23 protein-coding genes are annotated in these 25,540 nt (G+C 71.8%); 9 read left to right on the forward strand and 14 right to left on the reverse strand.

All coding sequences use genetic code 11. The annotated features are described in order from the left end of the window. Window positions 1-42 precede the first annotated feature (42 nt). Window positions 43-477 carry a DUF6643 family protein gene (locus tag OG406_RS34695; protein ID WP_081222899.1) on the reverse strand — a complete coding sequence of 145 codons (435 nt, stop codon included), beginning with the start codon at window positions 475-477 and terminating at the stop codon, window positions 43-45. A 294-nt stretch (window positions 478-771) separates the two neighbouring features. Between OG406_RS34695 and OG406_RS34700 the strand changes: the two genes are divergently transcribed. Beyond that, window positions 772-2,109: a TerD family protein gene (locus tag OG406_RS34700; protein WP_329189609.1), complete on the forward strand. Its 1,338-nt coding sequence runs from the start codon at window positions 772-774 to the stop codon at window positions 2,107-2,109. A gap of 27 nt (window positions 2,110-2,136) precedes the next feature. Here OG406_RS34700 and OG406_RS34705 read toward each other — a convergent pair whose 3' ends face one another. Beyond that, window positions 2,137-3,300, reverse strand: coding sequence for a glycosyltransferase (locus tag OG406_RS34705; RefSeq protein WP_404125570.1), 1,164 nt, complete (start codon window positions 3,298-3,300; stop codon window positions 2,137-2,139). A 70-nt stretch (window positions 3,301-3,370) separates the two neighbouring features. Between OG406_RS34705 and OG406_RS34710 the strand changes: the two genes are divergently transcribed. Further along, a complete protein-coding gene (locus OG406_RS34710) occupies window positions 3,371-4,156 on the forward strand; it encodes a glutamate racemase (protein WP_329189613.1) in 786 nt (261 codons plus the stop codon). Between the two features lie 211 nt (window positions 4,157-4,367). Next, complete coding sequence (locus OG406_RS34715) at window positions 4,368-4,913, forward strand: hypothetical protein (RefSeq protein WP_329189615.1); 546 nt, start codon at window positions 4,368-4,370, stop codon at window positions 4,911-4,913. A 16-nt stretch (window positions 4,914-4,929) separates the two neighbouring features. On the opposite strand, the gene OG406_RS34720 is transcribed toward OG406_RS34715, so the two are convergent. Then, window positions 4,930-5,925 (reverse strand): O-antigen ligase family protein, encoded by a 996-nt coding sequence (locus tag OG406_RS34720; RefSeq protein WP_329189617.1) that lies wholly within the window; start codon window positions 5,923-5,925, stop codon window positions 4,930-4,932. Window positions 5,926-6,227: 302 nt separating this feature from the next. Here OG406_RS34720 and lnt point away from each other — a divergent pair, with 302 nt between their 5' ends. From lnt to OG406_RS34735, 3 genes are read left to right on the forward strand one after another with little or no spacing between them, the layout of a single operon-like run. Then, window positions 6,228-7,847 carry an apolipoprotein N-acyltransferase gene (lnt, locus tag OG406_RS34725; protein ID WP_329189618.1) on the forward strand — a complete coding sequence of 540 codons (1,620 nt, stop codon included), beginning with the start codon at window positions 6,228-6,230 and terminating at the stop codon, window positions 7,845-7,847. A 48-nt stretch (window positions 7,848-7,895) separates the two neighbouring features. After that, window positions 7,896-8,369, forward strand: a complete 474-nt coding sequence (locus OG406_RS34730; protein ID WP_164373352.1) for an NUDIX hydrolase — start codon at window positions 7,896-7,898, stop codon at window positions 8,367-8,369. A gap of 56 nt (window positions 8,370-8,425) precedes the next feature. Continuing rightward, window positions 8,426-8,626: a hypothetical protein gene (locus OG406_RS34735; protein ID WP_329189620.1), complete on the forward strand. Its 201-nt coding sequence runs from the start codon at window positions 8,426-8,428 to the stop codon at window positions 8,624-8,626. A gap of 86 nt (window positions 8,627-8,712) precedes the next feature. Here OG406_RS34735 and OG406_RS34740 read toward each other — a convergent pair whose 3' ends face one another. Both OG406_RS34740 and OG406_RS34745 read right to left on the reverse strand, forming a co-directional pair. After that, window positions 8,713-9,825: an aminotransferase class V-fold PLP-dependent enzyme gene (locus tag OG406_RS34740; protein WP_329189621.1), complete on the reverse strand. Its 1,113-nt coding sequence runs from the start codon at window positions 9,823-9,825 to the stop codon at window positions 8,713-8,715. A 457-nt stretch (window positions 9,826-10,282) separates the two neighbouring features. Then, a complete protein-coding gene (locus tag OG406_RS34745) occupies window positions 10,283-11,995 on the reverse strand; it encodes an MFS transporter (RefSeq protein WP_164373356.1) in 1,713 nt (570 codons plus the stop codon). A 271-nt stretch (window positions 11,996-12,266) separates the two neighbouring features. On the opposite strand from OG406_RS34745, the gene OG406_RS34750 reads away from it, so the two are divergent. Beyond that, window positions 12,267-13,040 carry a TetR/AcrR family transcriptional regulator gene (locus tag OG406_RS34750; RefSeq protein WP_164373358.1) on the forward strand — a complete coding sequence of 258 codons (774 nt, stop codon included), beginning with the start codon at window positions 12,267-12,269 and terminating at the stop codon, window positions 13,038-13,040. A 22-nt stretch (window positions 13,041-13,062) separates the two neighbouring features. Here the strand turns inward: OG406_RS34750 and OG406_RS34755 are convergent, their stop codons facing one another. From OG406_RS34755 to OG406_RS34765, 3 genes are all read right to left on the reverse strand, one after another. Continuing rightward, window positions 13,063-13,806 carry a TIGR03943 family putative permease subunit gene (locus OG406_RS34755; protein WP_266853553.1) on the reverse strand — a complete coding sequence of 248 codons (744 nt, stop codon included), beginning with the start codon at window positions 13,804-13,806 and terminating at the stop codon, window positions 13,063-13,065. Next, on the reverse strand, window positions 13,803-14,822 hold the full coding sequence (locus OG406_RS34760; RefSeq protein ID WP_382755531.1) for a permease: 1,020 nt from the start codon (window positions 14,820-14,822) through the stop codon (window positions 13,803-13,805). Before OG406_RS34760 ends, OG406_RS34755 begins: the two co-directional genes overlap by 4 nt. A 174-nt stretch (window positions 14,823-14,996) precedes the next feature. Further along, the gene (locus OG406_RS34765; RefSeq protein ID WP_329189624.1) at window positions 14,997-16,262 is read right to left on the reverse strand and encodes an alpha-L-fucosidase; all 1,266 of its coding nucleotides are present in this window, start codon (window positions 16,260-16,262) and stop codon (window positions 14,997-14,999) included. Window positions 16,263-16,469: 207 nt separating this feature from the next. Here OG406_RS34765 and OG406_RS34770 point away from each other — a divergent pair, with 207 nt between their 5' ends. Together OG406_RS34770 and OG406_RS34775 are read left to right on the forward strand one after the other, a co-directional pair. Next, complete coding sequence (locus OG406_RS34770; RefSeq protein ID WP_329189626.1) at window positions 16,470-19,439, forward strand: carbohydrate binding domain-containing protein; 2,970 nt, start codon at window positions 16,470-16,472, stop codon at window positions 19,437-19,439. A gap of 228 nt (window positions 19,440-19,667) precedes the next feature. Continuing rightward, window positions 19,668-20,090, forward strand: a complete 423-nt coding sequence (locus tag OG406_RS34775; RefSeq protein ID WP_081222885.1) for an SseB family protein — start codon at window positions 19,668-19,670, stop codon at window positions 20,088-20,090. Window positions 20,091-20,135: 45 nt separating this feature from the next. Here the strand turns inward: OG406_RS34775 and OG406_RS34780 are convergent, their stop codons facing one another. From OG406_RS34780 to OG406_RS34805, 6 genes are all read right to left on the reverse strand, one after another. Beyond that, a complete protein-coding gene (locus tag OG406_RS34780; RefSeq protein ID WP_164373366.1) occupies window positions 20,136-20,528 on the reverse strand; it encodes a MarR family winged helix-turn-helix transcriptional regulator in 393 nt (130 codons plus the stop codon). A 143-nt stretch (window positions 20,529-20,671) separates the two neighbouring features. After that, the gene (locus tag OG406_RS34785; RefSeq protein WP_081222883.1) at window positions 20,672-21,022 is read right to left on the reverse strand and encodes a VOC family protein; all 351 of its coding nucleotides are present in this window, start codon (window positions 21,020-21,022) and stop codon (window positions 20,672-20,674) included. A 234-nt stretch (window positions 21,023-21,256) separates the two neighbouring features. Next, entirely contained in the window at window positions 21,257-22,288 is a 1,032-nt protein-coding gene (locus OG406_RS34790) for a LacI family DNA-binding transcriptional regulator (protein ID WP_329189630.1), read from the reverse strand. After that, window positions 22,285-23,190, reverse strand: coding sequence for a carbohydrate ABC transporter permease (locus tag OG406_RS34795; protein WP_329189632.1), 906 nt, complete (start codon window positions 23,188-23,190; stop codon window positions 22,285-22,287). Before OG406_RS34795 ends, OG406_RS34790 begins: the two co-directional genes overlap by 4 nt. Beyond that, window positions 23,187-24,110, reverse strand: coding sequence for a carbohydrate ABC transporter permease (locus OG406_RS34800; RefSeq protein ID WP_266610948.1), 924 nt, complete (start codon window positions 24,108-24,110; stop codon window positions 23,187-23,189). The genes OG406_RS34795 and OG406_RS34800 overlap by 4 nt, the downstream gene beginning before the upstream one ends. Next, window positions 24,107-25,429 carry an extracellular solute-binding protein gene (locus OG406_RS34805; protein WP_164373374.1) on the reverse strand — a complete coding sequence of 441 codons (1,323 nt, stop codon included), beginning with the start codon at window positions 25,427-25,429 and terminating at the stop codon, window positions 24,107-24,109. The genes OG406_RS34800 and OG406_RS34805 overlap by 4 nt, the downstream gene beginning before the upstream one ends. Window positions 25,430-25,540 lie beyond the last annotated feature (111 nt).

Here is a 25,540-nt window from a genome sequence, read left to right on the forward strand (position 1 = left end):
CGCCATGGTGCCAGGAGGCACCGACCATCCGGCGCGAAGGGGTCAGTAGCCGCGGTACTGCTGACCGTTGTTGTACGGGTCCTGGTACGGGGTCGGCGCGGGGCGCGGAGCGGCGGGCCGCATCGCCTCGTAACCGGTGTTGCCCGACATGGGACGCGGCTGCTGCGGCTGCTGGCCGGGGTAGCCGCGCGGGGCGCCCGCCTGCTGCGGGATGTACGGAGCGGGGGCCTGGTGCAGCGGAGCGGGCTGCTGGGCCTGCTGGTATCCGTACGAGGAGGCCTGGTGCGAGGGACCGGCCGGCAGTGCGGGCAGAGCGGACGGCAGTGCGGGGAGGTGGCTGCCCGAGTCGTACGCGGAGGGAACGCGGATCGGGGCGATCTGAGGGGTACCCCGCTCGGCGACGAGGGAGTCGTAGATCGGGGTGTCCTGGAAGGCGGAGTAGTAACCGCCGCCATAGGTGGAGCGGGGGGAGGTCATGGCACATAAGTTAAGCCCACGATGTGCTGGTTGGGGAGACCGATAAGCGGGTTGTTTTCCGTGTGCGCGGTGACGCGGGATCCCCAATGCGAGCGAACTCGGCAAAAAAGGACGCCAAAGAGGGTTCAGATCGTGTAAAGGGCGAGTTCCTTGCGGGTTACCGCCGGTCGGCCGGGGATCTTCCGGTCCGAGTCGGGGGAGTTCGGCGGGCCGGGGGATTAGGTTGGGCGGGAACGGAGCCGGGGGGCCGTGCGGGCCTCGGACCCGGTGCGGAGACACGCGATGGGGGCGCACATGAGCATGTCCAAGGGATCCAATGTTCCTGTCCCGACGAGCACGCTGCGGGTGGAGCTGGGCTGGCGACCGGGCCCCGGGGTGCCCGACGCGGACGCCTCCGCGCTGCTGCTGGTGAACGGCAAGGTCCGCTCGGACGGCGACTTCGTCTTCTACAACCAGCCCGCGCACACCTCGGGCGCCGTGCGCCACGAGGGCAAGCGGACCGCTGAGGGCCAGGTGACCGACGCTCTGCTCGTCGACCTGCCGCGGCTGGAGCCGGTGATCGAGAAGGTGGTCCTGGCCGCCTCCGCGGACGGCGGCTCCTTCGGACGCGTCCCCGGCCTGTACATCCGGGTGCTCGACGCGCGCGACGGCACGGAGGTCGCCCGTTTCGACAGTGCCGACGCGACCGTGGAGACCGCCTTCGTGCTCGGTGAGTTCTACCGCCGCCAGGGCGCCTGGAAGTTCCGTGCCGTCGGACAGGGCTACGGCAGCGGTCTCGAAGGACTGGCCACCGACTACGGCATCACCGTGGACGAGCCGCAGCACGCCGCCCCGGCACCCGCCCCGCCCTCGCCCGCCACCCGGGTGCAGGGACCGCCGCCTCCCGTGGCTCCGCCGGTCACCGTGCCTCCCCCGGTCGCCCCGCCCGTGACCATGCCCCCACCGCAGGCACCGCCCGCGAACCCGTGGCAGCCCGCGGCCCCTCCGGCGCCGGTCCGTCTCACCAAGGTGACGCTGACCAAGGAGGCGCCCTCCGTCTCGCTCAGCAAGCAGGGCGGCACGTCCGGCGCCCTGCGCGTGAACCTCAACTGGCAGGTGCGCAAGCAGTTCTCGGGGTGGGGCAGCAAGCGCGGCCGGGCCGTCGCCATGCACGCGGACCTCGACCTCGACCTGTGCGCCCTCTACGAACTGAGCGACGGACGCAAGGGAGTCGTCCAGGCCCTGGGCAACGCCTTCGGCGCACTCCACCAGCCGCCGTACATCCACCTCGACGGCGACGACCGCACCGGAGCCGTGGACACCGGCGAGAACCTCAGCATCAACCTCGACCACAAGCAGGACTTCCGCCGCATCCTCATCTTCGTGACCATCTACGAGGGCGCCCGCTCCTTCGCCGACCTGCACGCCACGGTGACGCTCCAGCCGCTGAACGGCGCCCCGATCGACTTCTCCCTCGACGAGTGCACGGTCCCCTCCACCGTCTGCGCGCTCGCCCTCATCTCCAGCAACGGCAGCGACCTGGTCGTCCAGCGCGAGGCCCGGTACCTGGTCCCCGAGCGCGGTGTCAGCCCGCAGCGCACCATCGACCACGTCTACGGCTGGGGCATGAACTGGACACCCGGCCGGAAGTGAACGCCCGCGGCGCCGTCCGGACGTCCGTCAGCCCTCGTCGAGGGCGGTGTCGGGCCGCGCGTAGGTGCGGCCCTTCCAGGCGGCCCCGCGTCCCCTGTAGTGCTGCACCGCCGAGTCGACCGTCATCAGGAGATAGAGGAACGCCGTCACCGGCAGCAGCGGAGCGAGCCACGGGGACTGCCGGTAGTAGCGGAGCATCGGCAGGTATGTCGCCGCCATCAGGGCCCAGGCGAGCCCTCCGGCCGCCGCGGCCCGGTCGACGCCCGTGACGAGTCCCGCCAGCAGGGCGACCGGCGGCACGAGGTACACCAGCGCCAGTCCGGCGACCGTACCGGCGAGCAGCGTCGGACTGTGCCGCAGCTGCGCGTACGCGCTGCGCGAGACCATGCGCCACAGATCGCGCAGCCGCGGGTACGGGCGCACGCTGTCCACCCGGTCGGCGAGGCCGAGCCAGATCCGGCCGCCGCCGCGCTTGACCGCCTTGGCGAGTGCCACGTCGTCGATGACGGCGTGCCGGATCGCGTCCGGGATCCGCGCCCGTTCGGCGGCGTCCGCGCGCAGCAGCACGCAGCCGCCCGCCGCGGCCGCCGTCCGCGACCCGTCCACGGCGATCCGGCGGAACGGATAGAGCTGAGCGAAGAAGTAGACGAACGCCGGCACCACGAGGCGTTCCCCCACGCTCTCCACGCGCAGCCGGGCCATGAGCGAGACCAGGTCGAAGCCCCCGGTGCGGGCGGCCGCCACCAACTCCCGCAGGCTTCCCGGTTCGTGCGCGATGTCCGCGTCCGTCAGCAGGAGGTACTCGGGACCCCGCGCGCGGGCCAGGCCGATGCCGTGGCGCACGGCCCACAGCTTGCCGGTCCAGCCCGCCGGAGGTTCGCCCGGCGAGCCGACGGTGAGCGGCAGGCCGCCGTGCCGCCGCGCCAGTTCGAGGGCCAGCTCTCCGGTGCCGTCCGAACTGCCGTCGTCGACGAGGAACACCTCGGCCCGTCCCGGATAGTCCTGGGCGAGGAGCGAGGGCAGGCTCTCGGGCAGCACGCCGCCCTCGTCCCGGGCCGGCACCACGACACAGACGAAGGGCCACTCGGCCGGCGCCTCGCGCGCCGGCAGCCGGACGTCCGTACGCCAGAAGAAGCCCTGGCCGAGCAGCAGCCACAGCCACGCGAACAGCGATCCGACGGCGATCCACACGAGGGCGTCCACCCGCCGCAGTCTGCCCCACGGCGGAAGGCGTCCGGGGCGGATCGTCTATGGTGACCGGGTGAAGATCGCGCTCATGGACTCCGGAATCGGCCTGCTCGCTGCTGCCGCGGCGGTGCGTCGACTGCGGCCCGACGCCGATCTCGTCCTCTCCTCGGACCCCGGCAGCATGCCGTGGGGACCGCGCACCCCGGAGGACGTCACCGCCCGCGCCCTGGCCGTCGCCGAGGCCGCCGCACTGCACCGGCCCGCCGCCCTGATCGTCGCCTGCAACACCGCCTCGGTCCGCGCCCTGCCGGCGTTGCGCGCCCGACTGGAGCCGGACGTGCCCGTCATCGGCACCGTCCCCGCGATCAAGCCCGCCGCCGCGGGCGGCGGACCCGTCGCGATCTGGGCCACGCCCGCCACCACCGGCAGCCCCTACCAGCGCGGACTCATCGAGGAGTTCGCCGGGGACGTCGAGGTCACCGAGGTCGCCTGCCCCGGACTCGCGGACGCGGTGGAGCACGCCGACGAAGCGGCCGTCGACGCGGCGATCGCCGCCGCGGCGGCGCGCACCCCCGAGGACGTGCGAGCCGTCGTCCTCGGCTGCACCCACTACGAACTGGTCGCCGAACGCATCCGCGCGGCCCTGCAGCGCCCGGACCTCCCGCCCCTCGTCCTGCACGGCTCGGCCGGCGCAGTCGCCGCGCAGGCGCTGCGCCGGATCGGCGCCCGGCCCGACCCCGCGGCGCCCGCCCGCTCCACGGTCACGGTGCTGCTGTCCGGCCAGGAGGGCGCCCTGCCCGCGACCGCCCTCGCCTATGAGGAAGGCCGCATCCTCGCGGAAGTCAGCCCGGCACACTGAGTGACGGCTGCCGCGCCGGGTCCGCGCGCACATCTATGCCGCGGACCTGATGGGCACACGCCCCGGACACCGGTGGTGCCCGGGTGCACACCCCCGGTACCGGCACGCGCCGTCACCATGACGAAGCCGTCGACGGGCGGATCGCCCACCCGGGGGAGTAACGCTCCGCGACCCGGTGCCCGCTCAGCGGAACCTGAGTAGTCTCATACGTATGAGGGACCACCCCCACGGCAAAACCATCCCGCTGCCGGAGCTCTGGACCGGTCGCGCGAGGAACCGCGTCCAGTTGCTGCCCGCCCTCGGCGGTGTGGCCTGTCTGGCTCTCGGGATCGAGCTGGCGGTCGACTCCGGCTGGACCTCGGGCACCGCCCCGCTGATCATGTCCGTGGTCGGCTGCATCGCAGCCGGACTGCTCATCCTGTTCGGCACGCTTGCGTTCGTGCATGTCGCCGTGAAGGTGGACAAGGACTGCCTGGAAGTCCGGTGCGGTCACATAGGGCTCCCGCGGCGCCGCATCCCCCTGTCGACCGTGGTCGGCGCCGACTTCGCTCCCCAGGTCACCCCGCGCCAGTGGGGCGGCTGGGGCTACCGATGGCGACCCGAGCAGGGAACCGCCGTCATCGTCCGCCGCGGCGAGGGCGTCGTGCTGCGCCTGGGCGACGGCCACACCTTCACCATCACCGTGGACAACGCGGAAGCGGCGGTTCGGATCATCCGCGACCACCTGAGGCCCGGCGCACCCGGCGCGGTGCGCTGACGCCCTGCCGAGGTGCTCAGGGTTCCGGCGCATCCGCCGGACACGGGATCGCGCCGACGGAGTCGTCCGGTTCCTGGGAGCCGAGCGGGCGGGCGGTGGCGAGGCCCGCGAGCAGTCCGGCCCCGGCCGTGACCGTCATGAAACTGAGCGCGTTGCCGATCGACGCGATCACCGCCAGTGCCATTAGCGCCGCGCCCGCCGTGAGTGCGATGGGCGTGGAGCGCGGGCTGCGCAGGAGCGCGTAGAGCATCCAGCAGAACGCCGCCGCGAGCAGGGCCGCGCCGATCAGCCCCTGCTCCGCCGCCTGCTGGAGGGGGGCGGAGTGGGCTTTGCCGTCCGGCAGCAGCGAGCGGGCGACCGTGGGACTGAGATCGCCGTACCGCCCCGGTCCGACGCCCAGCACGGGATCGGCCCGGACCATGCGCAGCGCGTCCTGCCAGAGCAGCATCCGGTGGCCGGTGAGCCGGCCCTGGAGCGCGGCCGTCGGCCCTTCGGGCAGCGCGTCCTCGCCGATCGCCCAGGCGGCCCCGGTCACCACCACGGCCGCGGCCGCGAACCCCCCGAGGCCGACCGCGCGACGGCGTACCCGTGCGGCGGCGAGCGAGCACAGCAGGACCCCGGTACAGGTGACGAGACCGGTGATCGAACCGAGCAGTGCCGCCGTCACCGCGATCACCGCCGCCAGCAGGTGGAGCACGAGCCGCAGGACGGGCGGGCGGGCCGCCCAGGCGGCGCAGCAGGCGGCACCGGAGGAGAGGGTCAGCAGCGCGGCGGTCGCTCCGCTGTGACCGAGGTGCAGGCTGATCTGCGGGCCGGGTGTGGCGATGGCGAGGCCGAGACCGGTGAGCGCTCCCGCGCAGGGCGCGGCGACCGGCAGGAGCACGCCGAGGATCCGTCCCGAGGCGTAGCCCGCGGTCACGGCGAGCACCGCGAGCAGCACACCCTCGGGCCGGCCGTCGTGCGCGGCGGCCGTGATGAGCGACCAGGCCGCACAGGCCGCGAGAACGGCCATGCCCGCCGCGTCGGACCCGCTGCGTCTCTCACCCGTGGCCGAGGCGTCCGTCGCGGACGCCGTCCCCGTGGAACCCACCCCGTCGCCCCCCGGCGTCGTCGGACCTCGGGCGCCGTCACCGGGACAGGCCGCACGTCAGAGGCTCGGGCACACCGTAACGGGTGATGTGCCGCTTTGGGGAGAAGTTGTGCAGGAACGTTGCTGCACCCGACGGCGCGGCCGTCCGCGGAGCGCTGTCCCACCCCCTGGGCCCCGGCGGACCGAGCTGTCGGCCCCCAGGTCAGCCGCCGTACACTCCCGGAGTGACCGCCACCGCAACCACCGTAGACGAGCCGGAACAGCTCGAACCCCAGGCCGCGCCCGCCTCGCGCGGGGCCGCTCTGGTCCGCCGTCTCGTCCCGGCCGCCGCCGCGGCGCTCTCCGGAGTACTGCTGTACGTCAGCTTCCCGCCACGGACGCTGTGGTGGCTGGCCCTGCCCGCCTTCGCGGTCTTCGGCTGGACCCTGCGCGGCCGCTCCTGGAAGGCCTCTCTCGGCCTCGGCTACCTGTTCGGCCTCGGATTCCTGCTGCCCCTGCTGGTGTGGACGGGCGTCGAGGTCGGTCCCGGCCCGTGGATCGCGCTCGTCGTGGTGGAGGCGGTGTACGTCGCGCTCGTCGGCGCCGGCATCGGCCTTGTCTCCCGGCTGCCCGGGTGGCCGGTGTGGGCCGCGGCCGTCTGGATCGCCGGGGAGGCGGCACGCGCGCGTGCTCCCTTCGGCGGGTTCCCCTGGGGGAAGATCGCGTTCGGCCAGGCCGACGGCGTCTTCCTGCCCCTCGCCGCGCTCGGCGGCACCCCGGTCCTCGGCTTCGCCGTCGTGCTCTGCGGATTCGGCCTCTACGAACTCGTCCGGCTCGCCGTCGAGGCCCGCGGCACCCGGGTCCTGCGCCGGGGCGCGGCGGCCGCGGCCCTGCTGAGCGTCGCCGTCCCCGTCGTCGGAGCGCTGGCCGCGCGCACCCTGGTCAGCGACAAGGCCGAGGACGGCACCGCGACCGTCGCGCTCATCCAGGGCAACGTCCCGCGCGCCGGGCTGGACTTCAACTCCCAGCGGCGGGCGGTCCTCGACCACCACGTGCGGGAGACGGAGCGGCTGGCCGCCGAGGTCAAGGCGGGCAAGGTCGCCCGGCCCCAACTGGTCCTGTGGCCCGAGAACTCCTCCGACATCGACCCCTTCGCCAACGCCGACGCCCGCGCCGTGATCGACGAGGCGGCCCGCGCGATCGGCGCCCCCATCTCGGTCGGCGGGGTCGTCGAACGCGACGGCAAGCTCTACAACGAGCAGATCCTCTGGGACCCGGTCAAGGGTCCGCAGGACACGTACGACAAGCGGCAGATCCAGCCCTTCGGCGAGTACCTGCCGATGCGGTCGCTGCTCGGCGCCATCAACAAGGACTGGACGACCATGGTCCGCCAGGACTTCAGCCGGGGCACCGAGGCGGGCGTCTTCACCATGAACGGCACCCGCGTCGGCCTGGTCACCTGCTACGAGGCGGCCTTCGACTGGGCCGTGCGCAGCACCGTGACCGACGGCGCCCAGATCATCTCGGTGCCCAGCAACAACGCCACCTTCGACCGCAGCGAGATGACCTACCAGCAGCTCGCCATGTCCCGTGTCCGGGCCGTCGAGCACAGCCGTACCGTCACCGTGCCCGTCACGAGCGGCGTCAGCGCCGTGATCATGCCGGACGGGCGGATCACCCAGAAGACCGGCATGTTCGTCGCCGACTCCCTGGTCCAGAAGGTGCCGCTGCGCTCCTCCCAGACCCCGGCCACGAAGCTCGGGATCGTCCCGGAGATGCTCCTGGTGCTGGTCGCCGCCGGCGGTCTCGGATGGGGCGCCGCGACGGTGCTGCGCGCCCGGCGGAACACCGCCGCGCAGCGCTGATCCGGGGCGCCTCCGGGAGAGCCCGGGAGCGCGGTTAGGGTCGGGGCCATGGCTACTCCCGACTTCATCCTCGCGATCCGGGCCTCCGCCGGCCACCAGCTCCTCTGGCTCCCCGGCGTGAGCACCGTCGTCTTCGACGACGAGGGCAGAGTGCTGCTCGGGCAGCGTTCCGACAACGGCCGGTGGGCCCTCATCTCCGGTATGCCGGAGCCGGGTGAGCAGCCCGCCGCGTGCGCCGTGCGCGAGGTGTACGAGGAGACGGCCGTGCACATCGAGGTCGAGCGCGTCGTCCTGGTCCAGGCGGGCGAGCAGATCACCTTCGACAACGGCGACGTCTGCCAGTTCATGGACACCACCTTCCGCTGCCGCGCCGTCGGCGGTGAGGCCCGCGTCAATGACGACGAGTCGCTCCAGGTCGGCTGGTTCGCCGTGGACTCCCTGCCGGAGCTGAACGAGCACGCCCTCCTCAGGATCAAGCAGGCCCTGCTCGACGGGCCGACCTGGTTCGAGCCCGCGACCTGACGCCGGCCCGTCCGCCGCCGTCGGCAGCCGGGGCCGACTCGGCGCAGTGGGCCGTCGTGTCCGCGACGGAACGGCTGGGTCCGCAGCCGCACCACGTCCTGCCCGGCCGGCTCACGGTGCGCCAGGGCGAAGCGTTGGCGCTGCTGGGCGACGCCGGGCGCGTCACGGGAGTACGCGTCGTGGCGGGCGCCCACGAGGAGGACCTGGATGCCGACCTCGTCGTCGACGCGAGCGGCCGGGGATCACGGGCCGAGTAGCGGCTCGAGTCTATGCACGGAACGGAGGCGACCGTACTGATTCTCGCCCCGCCGGGCGATCCGTTCCGGTCACGGGCCCGCCGCGTTCAGTCGCGCAGCGACGCCAGGGCGGCGGCCACCCGTGCGCGGGCCTCCGGCGGTGTCGAGGCGTGCGGGGAGAACCGGAGGGAGTCGGCGCGCACCGTCGGCGTGACACCCTCCGCGTGCAGCGCCTTCGCGACGACGGCGGGATCGTGGTCCGGCATCGTGAAGGTGAGGACGCCCGCACGCCGTGCCGGGTCGGCGGGGGAGAGGACGCGACCGCCGTGCTCCTCGACGGCCTCGGCCAACTCGGCGACCCGCAGGGCGATCGCGGCCTCGATCGCCGCGACCGTGTACCGCTCGACGAGGCCGAGAGCGGTCGCGAAGGCGGCGGCCGTCACCGGGCTGAGGTTGGTGATCGACCACCGGCGCGCGTCCCCGGCGGGCACGTGCTCCGTCCCGTCGAAGACGCCGACGTCCTCGACTCCCGTCCAGCCGGTGAGCACCGGCTCCAGGGACTCCAGCGCGCGATCGGACAGCGCGGCGAAACCGGTGGCCCAGCCCGCGCGCAGCCACTTCTGGCCGCCCGCGACCACGACATCGGCGGCGTCCCACGCCATCCGCGCCACCCCGAACGCCTGGATGGCGTCCACGATGAGCAGCCGGTCCGGTCCGATCGCCTCGCGCAGCGCCGCGAGGTCGGCACGGAAGCCGGTACGGAAGTCGACGGCGCTGACGGACAGGGCGACGACGTCGTCGGTCAGCGCGGCCCGGACCAGGTCGGGGGTGACACCCCCGCCGTTCGCGGGATCGAGCCAACGCGGCGTCGCCCGGCCCAGGTCGGCGCTGCGCCGCCACGGATAGTGGTTGGCGGGGAAGTCGGAGCGCGGGGTGAGGACCACGCCCTCGCGGATCCCGAGAGCGGCGTGGAACAGCCCGGTGGAGGCGTTCGGCAGGAGCACCGTGTGCCGGCCGTCGGTCCCGGCGAGCCGGGCGGCCGTGTCCCGCGCGACCACCTCCGCGCGCATCAGGCCGTCCACGGTGGTGTGGTCGGCGCGGGCGGACTCCTCCATCGCCCGGGCGGTCGCGGCGACGACGTCACGCGAGGGCGGCCCGAACCGTGCGAAGTCGAGATATCCGGCAGGCGTGTCGAAGTGGTCCGCGTACGACGTGAGCAAGGGGCTCGTCCTTCCGGGAGGGTGCGGGTCGGGTGACGGCAGGTGCGTCCGGGCGGGGTGCCGAGCGGCCGGCGGTGCGTGGTCCCGCTGGCGGGCTCCCGCCCGCGCCGTTCTGCCTGCTCGAACGCTACGCGGCGCATCCAGCCCGGACCTGACCGGGGTGAACGGTGTCGGACGCCGGAAGCCGGGGGGCAGTGCCGCGCACCCACCGTGCGTCGCGGGAACGGGACGCGCGAGGGGCGCGGCGGCCCCGGCCCCGGAGTCCGGGCGATGGGGCCGGCGGGAGGGCACGCGCTCGGCGTCGCAAGCGAGGAGGGCCCGGTCGTGCCCTGCGGGCGGCGGGCCGGTGCGCGGCCGGGACATCCGGACCGCGTGCCGCACGACCACAGCGGACGGGACGGACGCAGCCCTCCGAAGAGGTCTCCGTCCGTCCCGTCCGTCCTGCCGTCCGGTCGGTTCAGTGACCGGCGGACTCCTCGGGGCGGGCACGGCGCGGCAGGAGGAACGCGAGCAGGAACGTCAGGGCGAGCATGCCGTCGACGATCCAGAGCACCGTCTGCATGACCGAGCCGAAGCCGCTGCGGAAGGCCGACGACGCGGTCGCCTCCAGCGCGGCGGGCACACGGGCGCCCGCCTCGGACGAGGTCACCGCGGACCGGGTCTCCTTCGTCAGGAGGGCGCAGGACGCCGGAGTCGCGGACGGGTCCTTGGCGGTGGCCCGGTCGGCGGCGCAGCGGCGCAGGTCTGCCACGATGCGGTCCTGCGCGGCGGGCGCGACGTGCGCCGCGGTGAGCCGGCCACGAAGGTCGTCCGAGCGGTGGTCGACGGCGGTGGCGATCCCGCCGCCCAGCAGGCCGAAGAACACGGTGCCGAGGATGGCCACGCCGAAGGCGCCGCCGAGTTGCTGCACCGCGGTCATCGTGCCGGACGCCGAACCCGTCTCGTGCTGCTCGACGCTGGCGAGGACGATGTCGAAGAACGGCGCCATGAGCAGGCCCATCCCGATGCCGGTGACGAGCAGCGACGGCAGCAGCTGCCAGGGGCCGACGCCGGATCCCGCCTGGTCGAGGGTCAGCCAGACGCCGAACACGCCGAGCGCCATGACCAGCGCGCCCGCCTGCAGCACGGCCCGTCCGAACCGGACGACGCCCTGCGCGAGTCCGAAGCCGACGATCATGCCGCCCGACCAGGGCACCATCACCAGGCCGGCCTTGAGCGGCGAGTAGCCGAGGCCGATCTGGGTGTACAGGTTGAACACCAGCATGAAGCCCTGCATCGTCGAGAAGAAGACGAGCCCGAGGATCATGCCGCCGCTGAAGCCGCGCTTGCGGAAGAGGCTGGGGACGACGAGCGGGTCCTGTCCGGAGCTGCTGCGGTGCGACTCGTACCGGGCGAAGACCGCGAAGACGACGACGGAGGCGGCCATCATCGCGAACGTCCACAGGGGCCAGTCGTACTCACGGCCCTGGACCAGCGGGAAGATGATGAGCAGCGCGCCCAGGGAGACCAGGAGCATGCCGGGGATGTCGAGGCGCGGTTTGGTCTCGGAACGGCCCTTCGGCAGGTAGCGCAGGGCGCCGGCGATCGCGGCGGCACCCAGCGGAAGGTTGATCAGGAAGATCATGCGCCAGCCGGTGCCGAAGTAGTCGGCGTCGACCAGCCAGCCCGCCAGGATCGGCCCGCACACCGCGGACAGACCCATGACCGGACCGAACAGGCCGAAGGCCTTCTGCGACTCCTTCGGCGGGAACATCTCCTTGATCATGCCGAGGCCCTGAGGCAGCATCACCGCGCCGAACAGGCCCTGCACGACGCGCGCGCCGATCAGCATCTCCGGAGACACGGATATGGCGCAGAGCAGCGAACCCAGCGTGAACCCGGCGGCTCCCACCAGGAACATCCGACGGCGCCCGTGGATGTCGCCGAGCCGTCCGCCGGTGACCAGCCCGACCGCCATCGACAGGGTGTACGCGGCGGCCAGCCACTGCAGTGTGGAGGCTCCGCCTCCGAGATCGGCCCGCATGGAGGGGCCCGCGATGTTCGTGACGACGGCGTCGAGGAGGTCCATCACCTCGGCCGCGAGGATCACGAAGAGCGCAGCCCAGCGCCAACGGTAGGGCGCTGGTGAGTCGATGGGCGTCTCGGCGGACGCGACACCGGTGGTGGACATCGGAACTCCTCGAAGAGGGACCGCGCGGAGACGATCGGCGCGCGCGGCGGGGCGGACGGAAGGCGACTCCCTGGCTCCCTGGCGGGCGCGGGGAAGGGCGACCGGACACCGGAGAACACTGTTCACCTTAGCAGAACGGTGCTCACCGAGAGAACGGCGTTCATTAAGATATAGCGCAACTGGAAAGCGTGGACAAGATATATCGCGTATCTCCGGGAGAACACTGCTCACCCGGAGAGAACACCGCTCTCCCGGCGCCTAGACTGTCCTCATGAGCGACGCGGCCGCCGGCACCCCCGAACAGCCCCCGCCGTCCCCCTGGGAGCGCGAGCGCCCGGCCCGTGCCCGCGTCACCCCCGCGCGCACACCGCTGTCACGCGAGCGCGTCGTCGAAGCCGCCTTCACCGTGCTGGACCGCCAGGGGCTCGACGGCCTGTCGATGCGCCAGGTGGCCGCCGAGCTGGGGGTCACGGTCTCCGCCCTCTACGCCCACGTCAGTTCCAAGGACGACCTCCTGGAGCTCATGTACACCCGGCTCTTCGACGGCTTCGAGCCGCCCGAGGCCGATCCGGAACGCTGGCAGGAGGAGGTACGGGAGTACGCCCGCGCGGGGCGCCGACGCCTGCTGTCGCACCGGGACATGGCGAGGATCTCCATGGCCCACGTGCCCTTCACCGCCGAACTGCTCCCGCACGTCGAGGCGTTGCTCGCCGTGTTCCGTACCGCCGGACTGCCCGACCGCATCGCGGCGGAGGCCGGTGACCTCATCTCGACGTACATCGACGGGTTCGTGCTGGAGGAGGGCATGTGGCGGGACCGGGCCGCGCAGCAGAGCGCCGGCACCTCCTCCCCGGCCCGGCCCGACTGGCGTGAGATGGCCGACGAGATGCAGAACTACTTCGCGTCCCTGCCCGCCGCCGACTTCCCCCATCTGCGCGCTCTGGCCGGGGTCATGGTGACGGACTCCTCCGACGAGCGCTTCGACATCGGCCTGGAGATCATCCTGCGCGGCCTGGCGAGCTATCTGCCGGATCCGGCGGCCTGAGCGAACAGGCGGGGGAGCGGGGTCAGTTGTTCCAGCTCTCGTCGTACGGATCACGCGGCGCCGGGACCGGTCGCGCGGTGCTCACGTCGAGGAACGGGATGATGCCGCCGTTCACGGGATCCTTCGTCCGCCTGCCGCTGTAGGTGCCGGTCACCTCCAGCCAGGCGTCGGGCTGGAGCACGGGCGGGATCCGTCCGGACAGCCCGATCTTGACCGGCTGGGCGTCGGCGGCACAGCAGTTGAGGGCCATGCGGACGAGATACGGGGTGCCCGCGTGGTCGAGGGCGACGAACCCGGTGATCCTGACCCGCCGGTCGCCGAGCGTGTGCCCGTGCCCGTACGCCGCCCGGCCCGCGTAATCGACCAGGCCCAGCGGCACCGGGTCGCCCGCGGGCAGCGCGGGGTATCCGAAGGGCGCCTGCAGCGCCGTGCCCGTACGCATCGCGCTGTACGAGCCGAGCGCGGGCGGGGCGACGAGGATGAGTGCCAGCAGCGGCAGGACCAGGAGCCAGGAGATGCGCGGCTCGCGATGCGGATGCGCGTGACCGTCTCCCCCCGCGCTCCCGGACGTCCCGGACGCGGTCCGCCGCTCGCGCACCTCGTACCCGACCGTGGCGAGCGCCGTGACGATCAGCACCACGCCGGCCGCGAGCAGCAACGGCCGCAACCCCGCCTTGACGTACCGGAGATAGAGATCCGTCGCGCCGGCGTGCAGCACCGCCGCGCCGACCAGGAACAGCACCGCGGCCTGCGCCTGCCGGTTCACAGCAGCACCGCCCCGACCAGTACGGACACGAGGATCGCGAGGGCGAAGGTGGTGGGCGCGAACCGGGTCGCGAAGCCGCGCCCGAAGGTTCCCACCTGCATCGCGAACAGCTTCAGGTCGATCATCGGCCCGACCACGAGGAACGCCAGCTTCGCGGTGAAGGAGAACTGCGTCAGGGAGGCCACCACGAAGGCGTCGGCCTCCGAGCAGATCGACAGGAGGACGGCCAGGACCGCGAGGGCGAGCACCGACACCACCGGATTCCCGGCCGCGGCGTGCAGCCAGCTCGCCGGTACGACGGACTTGAGTGTCGCGGCGGCCATCGCGCCGAGCACGAGGAAGCCGCCCGCGTGCATCACGTCGTGCCGGACCGACCCCCAGAACGCGGCTCCTCTGCCGAGGCCTTCGTGCGCGGGCCGCTCCGGCGGGCGCAACCAGTCGGCGCGACCGAGCCGCTGCCACAGCCAGCCCATGGCGCAGGCCACGAGCAGACTGGCCACGAAGCGGGCGAGGACCATCTCCGGGTCGCGGGGGAAGGCGACGGCGGTGGCCGTCAGGACGATCGGGTTGATCGCCGGCGCGGACAGCAGGAACGCGAGAGCCGCCGCCGGGGTGACCCCGCGCCGCACCAGCGCGCCGGCCACCGGGACGGAGGCGCACTCGCAGCCCGGCAGCACCGCCCCGGCCAGCCCGGCGACCGGGACCGCGAGCGCCGGACGCTTCGGCAGTGCCCGGGCGAAGAACGACGGCGGGACGAACACCGCGATGACCGCCGACAGCAGCACACCGAGGACCAGGAACGGGAGCGCCTGGACGACCACGGCCACGAACACCGTCATCCAGCTCTGCATGACCGGCGCGGACAGCGCCCGCCGGACCGGTCCCTGCGCCGCGACGACCAGCAGCAGGAGCATGGTCAGGGCCAGGGGGGAACTGACGTGCCAGCCCTGCCGGGGCGACTGCTCCGGGTCGTCGTGCGGATGCACCGGCGGCGGGGCAGGTCGGGTGATGGTCACGCGTGCGCTACCTCCGGTCGGGAGGGGCCCGCCGGCTGCGCTCGCCCCTCCACCGTGAATACGCCGGTCGGGCCCGCGCGTCTCACCGGGGCCGTCGACATGGCCCGTACCAGGGGAAATCTTGACCTTGCGGTGAGGCGCCGGGACGCCGCGGCCTCGTACGCCTCCCCGTCGTCAGCCGCGTCCCGAGCCCCGGTAGAGGTCCAGCTCGCCGTCCAACTCGACGGCCAGCACCGTCGCGTGGGTGTCCAGGTCCTCCGCGGCGGGAGCGTCGATCCAGGTCACACCGGGGACCGCGTGCAGGCCACCGGTCACGCGATGGCCGAGTTCGCCGCCGGTGCCGAGGACGGTCACCCGGCGCACCGCGTTCCGCAGGCCGCGGACCGACACCGCCTCCCGGGGCGCGTCGAAACACACGAGGTACAGGGTGCGGCGGTCGGCGGAGAGGGTGCTCGGACCGTAGTGGTGCCCGGCGGGCAGTCCGGCGACGGTGCCGTAGACGGCTTCGGCGTGCCGCGCGATCCACGCGCCGAGCCCCTCCAGACGCTCGGTCTGTTCCGGGGGGATCGTCCCGTCCTCGCGGGGGCCGACGGCGAGCAGCAGGTTGCCGCCCAGCCCGATGGTCTCCGTGAAGTACCGCACCAACTGGCCGACGGACTTGAAGTCGCGGTCGTCCGGCCGGTGTCCCCAGGAGCCGTTGACGGTCAGGCACAGCTCCCACGGTCCGTCGGGCGCCCGGAGCGGGACCCCCTGTTCCGGAGTGGCGTAGTCGCCGTGGCTGAGCATCCGGGCGTTGAGGACGGTGTCCGGGTTGCCCGCGACGATCAGGTCGGCGAGTTCGCGCATCCGCCACTGCTCCTCGGTGCGCTCCCACTCGCCGTCGAACCACAGCAGGTCGGGGCGGAAGCGGTCGACGAGTTCGCCGACCTGGCCGTCGCGGTAGGCCAGGTAGCGCTCCCAGGCCGCCGGGTCCTCCGCACCGGGTTCGGCGTGTGAGAAGCGGCTGGGCGGCACGTCGCCCGGCTGTACGGGCCGCAGGCTCGGGTAGTCGGGGTGGTTCCAGTCGGAGTGCGAGTAGTAGAGGCCCACCTTGAGGTCGCGGGCGCGCAGGGCGTCCGCGAAACCGCCGATCAGGTCACGTCCGGCGGGGGTGTCCCGTGCGACGTCCAGGTTGTGGTGGGCGGTGTCCCACAGGGCGACACCGTCGTGGTGCCGGGCGGTGAGCACGGCGTAGCGGGCGCCGGCGCGGGCGAAGAGGTCCGCCCAGGCCCGCGGGTCGTAGTGCGAAGCGGTGAAGCCGTCGAGCTGTTTCATGTACCGCTCGTGGGTGACCTCGCCCGTGTAGAAGGACCAGGACTCGGCCACGCCGTCCACGGCGTAGATCCCGTAGTGGAGGAAGATGCCCAGCTTGGCGTCGGTGAACCAGGGTTGCATCGGCATGCGCACACGCTAGGCGCGACGCCCCGGCGGGCGCGTGGGCGTCGGTCACCATCACTGGTCCGTTTTCACCCTGCGTTCCGGACGCTGTGCGATGTCTTTACGTCGCTGTCATGTCCCTGTAGCTTCCGCCCGCAAGGCCTTTCAGGAACTTGCCGGTTGTTCTTGCAATGCAACTCCTCGCCCCCGGCCCGCATTGGAGACCGCCCCATGAGACGCAGACACCGACACCGCCTGCTGCGACCGCTGGTGGCGTTCGCCGCCGTGACCGGGATCTTCGCGACCGCCACACCGGACGCGGACTCCACCCCCCTGGAGGGGACGTCCGCCGCCTCGGCCACGACGACGGTCTTCTACTACACGAAGACCAAGAACTGGCCCGCCACCTATCTGCACTACGCCCCCGACGGCGGCTCGTGGACCACCGCGCCCGGCGTCCGGATGGAGACGGCCTGCACGGACTGGGTGAAGGAGACCGTCGACCTCGGCTCGGCCGCCGGGCTGCAGGCCACCTTCAACAACGGAAGCGGGACCTGGGACAACAACGGCGGCACCAACTACGCGCTGGGCACCGGGACCGTCACCGTCAAGGACGGCGTGGTCGCCCACAGCGATCCGTGCGCCGACACCGGGACCGGCACCGGCAACCAGGCCACCGTCTACTACTCGACCGCCACGTCCGGCTGGAGCACGGCCAACCTCCACTACGCGCCCACCGGCGGCTCCTGGACCACGGTTCCCGGCGTCGGCATGGAGTCCGCCTGTACCGGCTGGTGGAAGAGGACCGTCGACCTCGGCACGGCCACCACGCTCAAGGCGGCCTTCAACAACGGCAACGGCGTCTGGGACAACAACAACGGCGGCGACTACGCGCTCGGTTCGGGCACCACGACGGTGAAAGACCGGACCGTCACGGCCGGAGCCGCCGATCCGTGCGCGGCCCAGGCGCCCGACACCCAGGCACCGACCACGCCCACCGGGGTCACGGCGAGCGCCACCGGCACCTCGGTCGTGGTGAGCTGGAAGCCCGCCACCGACGACACCGCCGTGACGAAGTACCAGCTCACGCGGACCGGCGGCACCGAGGGAACCGTCGTCACCGACGTCGGCTCGACGGTCTGGTCCGACACGGGACTGGCGGAGAAGACCACCTACACCTACACGGTGAAGGCCGTCGACGCCGCGGGGAACACCTCGCCCGCCTCCTCCGCGGCCCCCGTCACGACGGGTGAGAAGGCTCCCGCGCCGGCCGCGGGAACCCCGCTCGGCACCGACCCGCGCAAGGACCCGATCTACTTCGTGCTCACGGCCCGCTTCTACGACGGCGACACGTCCAACGACCGCGGCGGCAGCCAGGACGTCACGTCGGGCAACGCGGCGAACAACGACCCCATGTTCCGCGGCGACTTCAAGGGCCTCGTCGACAAACTCGACTACATCAAGGCGCTCGGCTTCTCCGCCGTCTGGATCACGCCGGTCGTACTCAACCGCTCGGACTACGACTACCACGGCTATCACGGCTACGACTTCTACAAGGTCGATCCCCGCCTGGAGTCCGCCGGCGCCTCCTACCAGGACCTGATCAACGCGGCCCACGCCAAGGGTATGAAGATCTACCAGGACGTGGTCTACAACCACAGCTCGCGCTGGGGCGCCAAGGGCCTGTTCACGCCGACCGTCTACGGCGTGCGCGACACGCAGTGGAGCTGGTACTACGACGAGAAGAACGCGGGATTCGACTACGACGGCCTGACCGTCGAGCCCAAGTCCGGGAAGTCGTACTACAACGGCGACCTGTGGTCGACCGCCGAGCCCTCCGGCAACACCTGCCTCAACTGGGGCAAACCCACCGGAGGCAAGAGCCCCGAGGGGTACACGCTCTACAACTGCCAGTGGCCGAGCCCCACGTCGGGCATGTTCCCCAAGGCGTACTACCACCAGTGCTGGATCGGCAACTGGGAGGGAGAGGACTCCCGTTCGTGCTGGCTGCACGAGGACCTCGCCGACTTCAACACCGAGAACGCCACCGTCCAGAACTATCTGATCGGCGCCTACGACAAGTACATCGACATGGGCGTCGACGGCTTCCGCGTCGACACGGCCGTCCACATTCCGCGCGTCACCTGGAACCGCCGCTTCCTCCCGGCCATCCACGACCGGGTCACCCAGCGGTTCGGCGCGGACGCGGCGAAGAACTTCTTCGTCTTCGGTGAGGTGGGCGCCTTCGTCAACGACAAGTGGAACCGCGGCTCGGTGAACCACTCCGCGCAGTTCTTCACCTGGAAGGAACGCAAGGAGTACAGCGCCGACGACGAGAAGGCGGCGATCGAGCAGTACGACTACGAGGAGCAGCTCGGCACCGGGAACCAGCCGACCTCCGCCAACGCCTTCCTGAACGGGAACAGTTACCACACTCCGGACCGCAGCCAGTTCTCCGGGATGAACATCATTGACATGCGCATGCACATGAACTTCGGTGACGCGCAGAACGCCTACAACAACGGCAAGGACTCCGACGACTCCGTCAACGACGCCACGTACAACGTCGTGTACGTCGACAGCCACGACTACGGGCCGAACAAGTCGAGCACCCGCTACAGCGGCGGCACCGACGCCTGGGCCGAGAACATGGCCCTGATGTGGACCTTCCGAGGCATCCCCACGCTGTACTACGGATCGGAGATCGAGTTCCAGAAGGGCAAGCAGATCGACTGCGGGCCGACCTGCCCGCTGGCCGGCACCGGACGCGCCTACTACGGGGACCACCTCGCGGGCGGTGTGACGGCCTCCGACTTCGGGACGGTCGCCTCCGCGAGCGGTGAGGTCGCCACCACGCTCGCCCAGCCGCTGGTCAAGCACCTCCAGCGGCTCAACCGGATCCGCCGGGCGATCCCGGCCCTCCAGTCGGGTCAGTACTCCACCGACGGGATCACCGGATCGATGGCCTTCAAGCGGCGCTACACCAGCGGTTCGACCGACAGCTTCGCCCTGGTCACGGTCACCGGCGGGGCCACCTACACCGGCATACCGAACGGCACGTACACGGACGCCGTCACCGGGGACGTGAAGACCGTCTCCGGCGGCACCCTGTCCGTGGCGGCGCCCGGCAAGGGGAACCTGCGGGTGTACGTCCTGAACGGTCCCGGCAAGATCGGCGCCGACGGGCCCTATCTGAAGTAGCCCGCACTCCGGACCGGTGGACGGTCCGTGGGGCTGCGGCCGTGGTCACCCCGGGTGTCGGACGCCCGGGGCGACCACGAGACCGGCCTGATCGGCGCACCCGATTCCGGATGGGTCGGGGCCAGGATGAATGGCGTGGTGTGCGATGGGTACGCGACGGTCGTTGCACCCGGGAAGACCGCGACCCGCCCGGGTGGCCACCCACCGACCACGAACGAGGGATCTTCCATGGACACCCCCCAGAACAACCACCACCCCACCGCGGCCGAGGCGACCCCCGCCCAGGAGGCACTGAACACGCTCGCCGAGAACACCCAGGACACCGCGGCGCTGAACACCCTCGCCGGCAGTGACGTACTGGTCCCCGTCCCGGACGACGTCACGGACGCGGACGTCGCCGACCCGACGGCCGTCGCGCTGCCCGTCCTGGACCAGCCGGGCGGCGAACAGGTGGTGCCGGTCTTCACCTCCGAACTGGAGATGGCCGAGCTGCTTCCGTCGGTCTCCCGCTACCGCCTCGTGCCGCTCGGCGCCCTCGCCTCGCAGTGGCCGACGGGCGATCTCGCCCTGACGATCGACGCCAGCTCGCCGCACGGTCTGACCCTCAGCTCGGAGGGCGTCCGCACACTGCTGGCCCGCCCGCTCGGCTGAACGCCGGGATCCTGCGGCCACCCGGCGACACCGGGGTGGAGCGGGTCAGTCCCGCAGCATGCGGGCGAGCACGGACCGCTGCAGGGGGAGCACCTCGGCGTGCAGGTCACGGCCCTTCCCGGTGAGGGCGACCCAGACCCCGCGGCGGTCCTCCTCGCAGACGGTGCGCTCGACCAGGCCGTCCTTCTCCAGACGTCCGATGAGCCGCGACAGCGCGCTCTGGCTGAGATGGACCCGGCCCGCGATGTTCTGCACCCGGCAGTGCTCGCCGGGCTCCGACACGGCGCCCGAGGCGAGGATGTCCAGGACCTCGAAGTCACTGGCTCCGAGGCCGTGCGGGTGCAGGGCGCGGTCGATCTCGCACATCGTGCGGGCGTGCACCGAGAGGATGTCCCGCCACTGGTCCTCCAGCCGGGCATCGGGCGTCTGCGTTGCCATAACCGAATGGTACTGGAGATCGGACCATTCATTGACTGTGCAACTAGTGCATTCGCATCCAGTTCGGCCGTGGCCCGGGACCCGTGCGCCGGCGGCCGCGAGCCCGGGGGCGGTTCGCACGCCCCGGGCCCGCACGGCGGTGGCTACGCGGCGGTGTCCTGGATCAGCCCGACCTGGTTGCCCTCCGCGTCCTTGACCGACGCGATGAGCCGGCCGCCGCCCACGTCCTGGACGTCCTGGAGCGTCTCGGCGCCGGCCGAGAGCAGGTCCGACAGCGTCTTCTTGATGTCGTCGACGTGCCAGTACGGCACCGGCCCGGTCATCCCCTTGGAGTGGCCGCTCGGGTCCAGGCCGACGTCCTGGCCGGCGTCCTTGAATCCGACGTAGTACGGCTCGTCGACGTACGGCTCCACCCCGAGCAGCGCGGTGAACAGCGCCTTCGCCTTCGCGATGTCCTTGACGGGGTAGATGACGGTCTTGAGTCCGGCGGTCATGGCGAGTCCTCCGTGTGCGTGGCGGCCGGGTCGGCCGGTCCCGTCGGCTGTTCCGGCGGTCCCTTCACGCTAGGCCGGGGGGCCGGCCGATGGCTTCTCGAATCCTGACCGGTACCGCCGCCCGGGAGAAAAGACACCGGAGCGGCGGGGGGAGGGACCCGGGCGGGGGCCGGGAGATCCGGAGTGACGGACCGCCCCACGGCTCGCCCCAGGCGGGCTCCCGAACACCCCGCCTCAGGCGGACTCCCGCCGGATCAGCTCCGTCGGGAGGATCACCGCCGCGGGATCCTCGCCGCCGATCTGCGCGAGCAGCACGCGCACCATCTCGGCGCTGATGCGGTCCCACGGCTGGCGGATCGTCGTGAGGGCCGGGGTGGCGGCCGTCGCGGCGAGGGAGTCGTCGAAGCCGCCGACCGACACGTCCTCGGGGACCCGGCGGCCGGCCTTGTGCAGCGCGGCCAGCACCCCCTGGGCCATCAGGTCGGAGGCGACGAACACGGCGTCCACGTCCGGTGCGCGCTCCAGGAGCCGAACGGCTCCCGCCTCGCCGCTCGCCCGGCTGTAGTCGCCGGAGGCGATCAGCCGGTCGTCGGCCTCGACGCCCGCCTCGGCCAGCACCTCCCGGTAGCCGGCCAGGCGCTCCACGCCGCCCGGCGTGTCCAGGGGCCCGGTGACCATGCCGATCCGGCGCCGCCCGAGGGAGAGCAGGTGCCGGACCATGTCCCGGGCGCCGTCCCGGTCGTCCGCGGCGACGTAACTCACCTTGGAGCCCATGCCGATGGGCTTGCCGCACGCGACCAGTGGTACGCCCGCCTCACGCAGTTCCTCGGCGACCGGGTCCCCGGAGTGGCTGGAGACCAGCAGCACCCCGTCGACGTGGCCCGCGGTGATGTAGCGCGTGATGCGCCGTCGCTCGTCCTCGGTGCCGGCGAGCATCAGCAGGAGCGGGACGTCGTGCGCGGCGAGCGCGTGGGTGCAGCCGCGCAGCAGGACGTTGAAGTTCGGGTCCTCGAAGAAGCGCTCCTGCGGCTCGGTCAGCAGGAAACCGACCGAGTCCGAACGGCCGGTGATCAGCGAGCGGGCATGCCGGTTCACGACGTAGCCCGTCCTGCGGATGGCGGCGTTGACCGCCTCCTGCGCCGCCGGACTCACGTAGTGGCCGCCGTTGAGCACGCGCGAGACGGTGCCCCGTGACACACCGGCCTCGCGGGCGACGTCGTGGATCGTCGGCGGCCGGCGCCGGCCCCCCGTGTTGCTCATGGTCATGACTTTACGGCTCCGGACAGCAGGTCGAGGCTCCAGAAGCGCTGGATCACCAGGAACAGGGCGACCAGCGGGACGATCGCGAGCAGGGCGCCGGTGATCACCAGGGTGTACAGCGCCGGGGTGTTGGAGCCCTGTTCGAGGAGGGTGAACAGGCCGAGCGTGATCGGGAACTTCTCGTCGTCGCTGAGCATGATGTACGGGAGCAGGAAGTTGTTCCACACGGCGACGAACTGGAACAGGAACACGGTCACGAGCCCGGGCACCATCATCGGCAGGGCGACCCGGACGAAGATGCGCCATTCGCCGGCCCCGTCCATCCGGCCGGCCTCCACCACGTCACCGGGCACGGCCGCCGAGGCGTAGATCCTGGCCAGGTACACGCCGTACGGGGAGAGGACGAGGGGGAGCAGCACGGAGGCGTACGAGTCGGTCAGGTCGGCCTTGGCCATCAGCAGGTACTGGGGGATCGCGAGGATCACCGGGGGCATCAGCACGCCGGCCATCAGCACGCTGAAGATGGTCTCCCGGCCGCGGAAGCGGTAGATCGCGAGGGCGTAGCCGCTGACCGCCGAGACGGCCGTGGACAGGAGGGCGCCGAGACCGGCGTACAGGGCGGAGTTGCCCATCCACGTCCAGTAGATGCCGTCGCGGTAGGCGTTGAGGTCCGTGACGTTCTGCGTGAAGCCGGTGCCGGGCAGGAACGTGAACGTCGAGAACAGTTCACGGCCCGACTTGGTGGCCGCGATCAGGACCCAGGCGACGGGGAGCAGGCAGTAGAGGGCGCCGAGCAGCAGGGTGAGGGTCGGGACCAGGGCGATCCGGCCGCGCCGGGGCGGTCCCTGGGCGGTGCCGGGGGTCGTCCCCGCGGCCGGCGCGGCCTTGCGGACGGCGAGCGTGCTCATCGTGCTTCCTCCTGCTGGGTACGGGAGTTCGCGGCGCGCAGGAAGCCGAAGGACAGCACCAGTGTCACCACCGCGATGATCACCGCCTCGGCGGCGGCCGCGTAGATGTCGCCCGCGCCGAAGGCGTCCCGGTAGACCTTCATCAGCGGACTCCACGTCGTGGAGACGGAGTTGGTGAGGGGCTTGAGCGTGGTCGGCTCGCTGAACACCTGGAGGGTGGCGATGATCGAGAAGAAGAAGGTGAGCACCAGGGAGGGGGCCACCATCGGGATCTTGATCCGCCACGCGATCTGCAGGGGTGTCGCGCCGTCCAGCCGGGCCGCCTCGTGCACCTCGACGGGGATGGCCTGGAGCGCGGTGTAGATGACGATCATGTTGAAGCCGGTGCCGCCCCAGACCGCGATGTTCGACAGCGCCACGTACAGCGGACCGCCGTCCAGCAGGTTCGGCTGCGGCATCCCCAGCTTGTCGAGGACGAAGTAGAAGGGGCTGACGTCGGGGAGGTACAGGAACCCCCAGAGCAGCGCGGCGACGACGCCCGGGATGGCGTACGGCAGGAAGATCGCGAGCCGGGTGAACGGGGCGAGCCGGACCTTGTCGGCGTCGAGCATCAGCGCGAAGAGCAGCGCGAGGCCGAGCATCACCGGGACCACGATGGCTCCGTAGCCGGCCACGCGCAGCGCGCCGTGGAGCAGTTCGCTGTCGGTGAGGGCGTCCGTGTAGTTGCGCAGGCCCGCCCACACCTCCTTGCGGGCGCCGGAGCCGAGGCCGAGGCCCTTGACCTCGACCTTGTGCAGGCTCAGCCAGAGGGCGTAGCCGATGGGCAGCGCGAAGAACAGGACGAAGAGGACGGCGGCGGGGAGGAGAAAACCGTACGGGGCCCCCTTGACCCCGTACGGCCTCCGGCGTGCGGTGGTCACGGAGCGACCCCGAAGCCCTGCTTCTTCAGGTCGGCCACCGTGGTGTCCTGCATGGTCTTCAGGGCGTCCCCGAAGTCGGACCTGTTCTTCGCGGCGGCGCCGAACGCGTCGTTGAAGGACGTGTAGGCGACGTTCACGTTCGGGCCCCACGCGGACGGAGCGGTGTTCTTCGCGATCTCCGCGGCCTTGGTGTAGAAGTCCGGCTGGTTGGAGAAGAACGCCGGCGGCTGGGCGAACGCGTCCCCGGTCTGGGCGCTCGTCGAGGCCGGGTAGATACCGCTCTCCTTGGCCAGCGCCGCCACCGCCTTCGGGTCCGTGTTCAGCCAGGCGGCGAACGTCGCGGCGGCCGTCCGGTGCGGCGAGTCCGTGGTGACGGCGGTGGAGGAGCCGCCCCAACTGCCCGTGGTGTTCCCGCCGTCCGTCCACTGCGGCAGCGGGGCCATCGCCCACTTGCCCTTGGTGTCCGGGGCGGCGGTGGTCAGCGTGCCGGGCGCCCACACCGCGCTCACCCAGGCGATCTGCTTGCCGGTGTTGAGCGCCTTGTTCCAGGCCGGCTGGTACATCGGCTGGTTGTCGATCGCGCCCTCCTTGACGAGGCCGCCCCAGAAGTCGGCGACCTTCTCGGTGGCCGCGTCGTCGATCCCGACCTTCCACTTGTCGCCGGAGGTGGTCCACCACTTGGCGCCCGCCTGCTGGGCGAGACCCGCGAAGAGACCGGAGTCGTTGGCGGAGAACGTGGTGAGGGCCTTGTCCGGTGCCTTCTTCTTCAGGGCGCGGGCGGTCTCGGCGAACTGCTCCCAGGTGGCCGGGACGGTCAGCCCGTACTTCTTGAAGAGGTCGGCGCGGTAGTAGAACATCATCGGGCCGATGTCCTGCGGGATCGCGTAGACCGCGTCCGTCCCGAGCGTCGTCTGCTGCCAGACACCCTCGGCGAACTTGTCCTTGGCGTCCTTCGCGTCGCCCGCTATGTCGGCGAGCGCGTCATTGCTGACCAGCGTCGGCAGCGCCTGGTACTCGGCCTGGACGAGGTCCGGCGCCTTCTTCGCCTTGTGCGCCGTGAGGATCTTGGTGACGAGCGTGTCGCCCGACGCCTGCTTCTTCACGGTGACGGAGATCCGCTGCTGCTTGCCGGGCCCCTTGTTCCAGAGGTCGACGACCTTGTCCATGCCCGGCGCCCACGTCCAGTACGTCAGCGACACGGGACCGGACGAATCTGCGCTCTTGTCGTCGTCGGACGAGCCGCAGGCGGTGAGCGAGGCGGCGCCGAGGACGACGGCGACGGTGCCGGCCGCGAGGCGGCTGTGCTTCGTGATGGGCATGGATCGTTCTCCCCTGACCTGGGCCTCCGCCTGCCGCGAAGGCCTGCCCTGTTGGTGCGCGGTATGCGCTCCGTGCTTCTGTGAGCGTTCACAGTAGAGAAACATCCCGGA

Source organism: Streptomyces sp. NBC_01428 (assembly GCF_036231965.1).
Classification (GTDB): domain Bacteria; phylum Actinomycetota; class Actinomycetes; order Streptomycetales; family Streptomycetaceae; genus Streptomyces.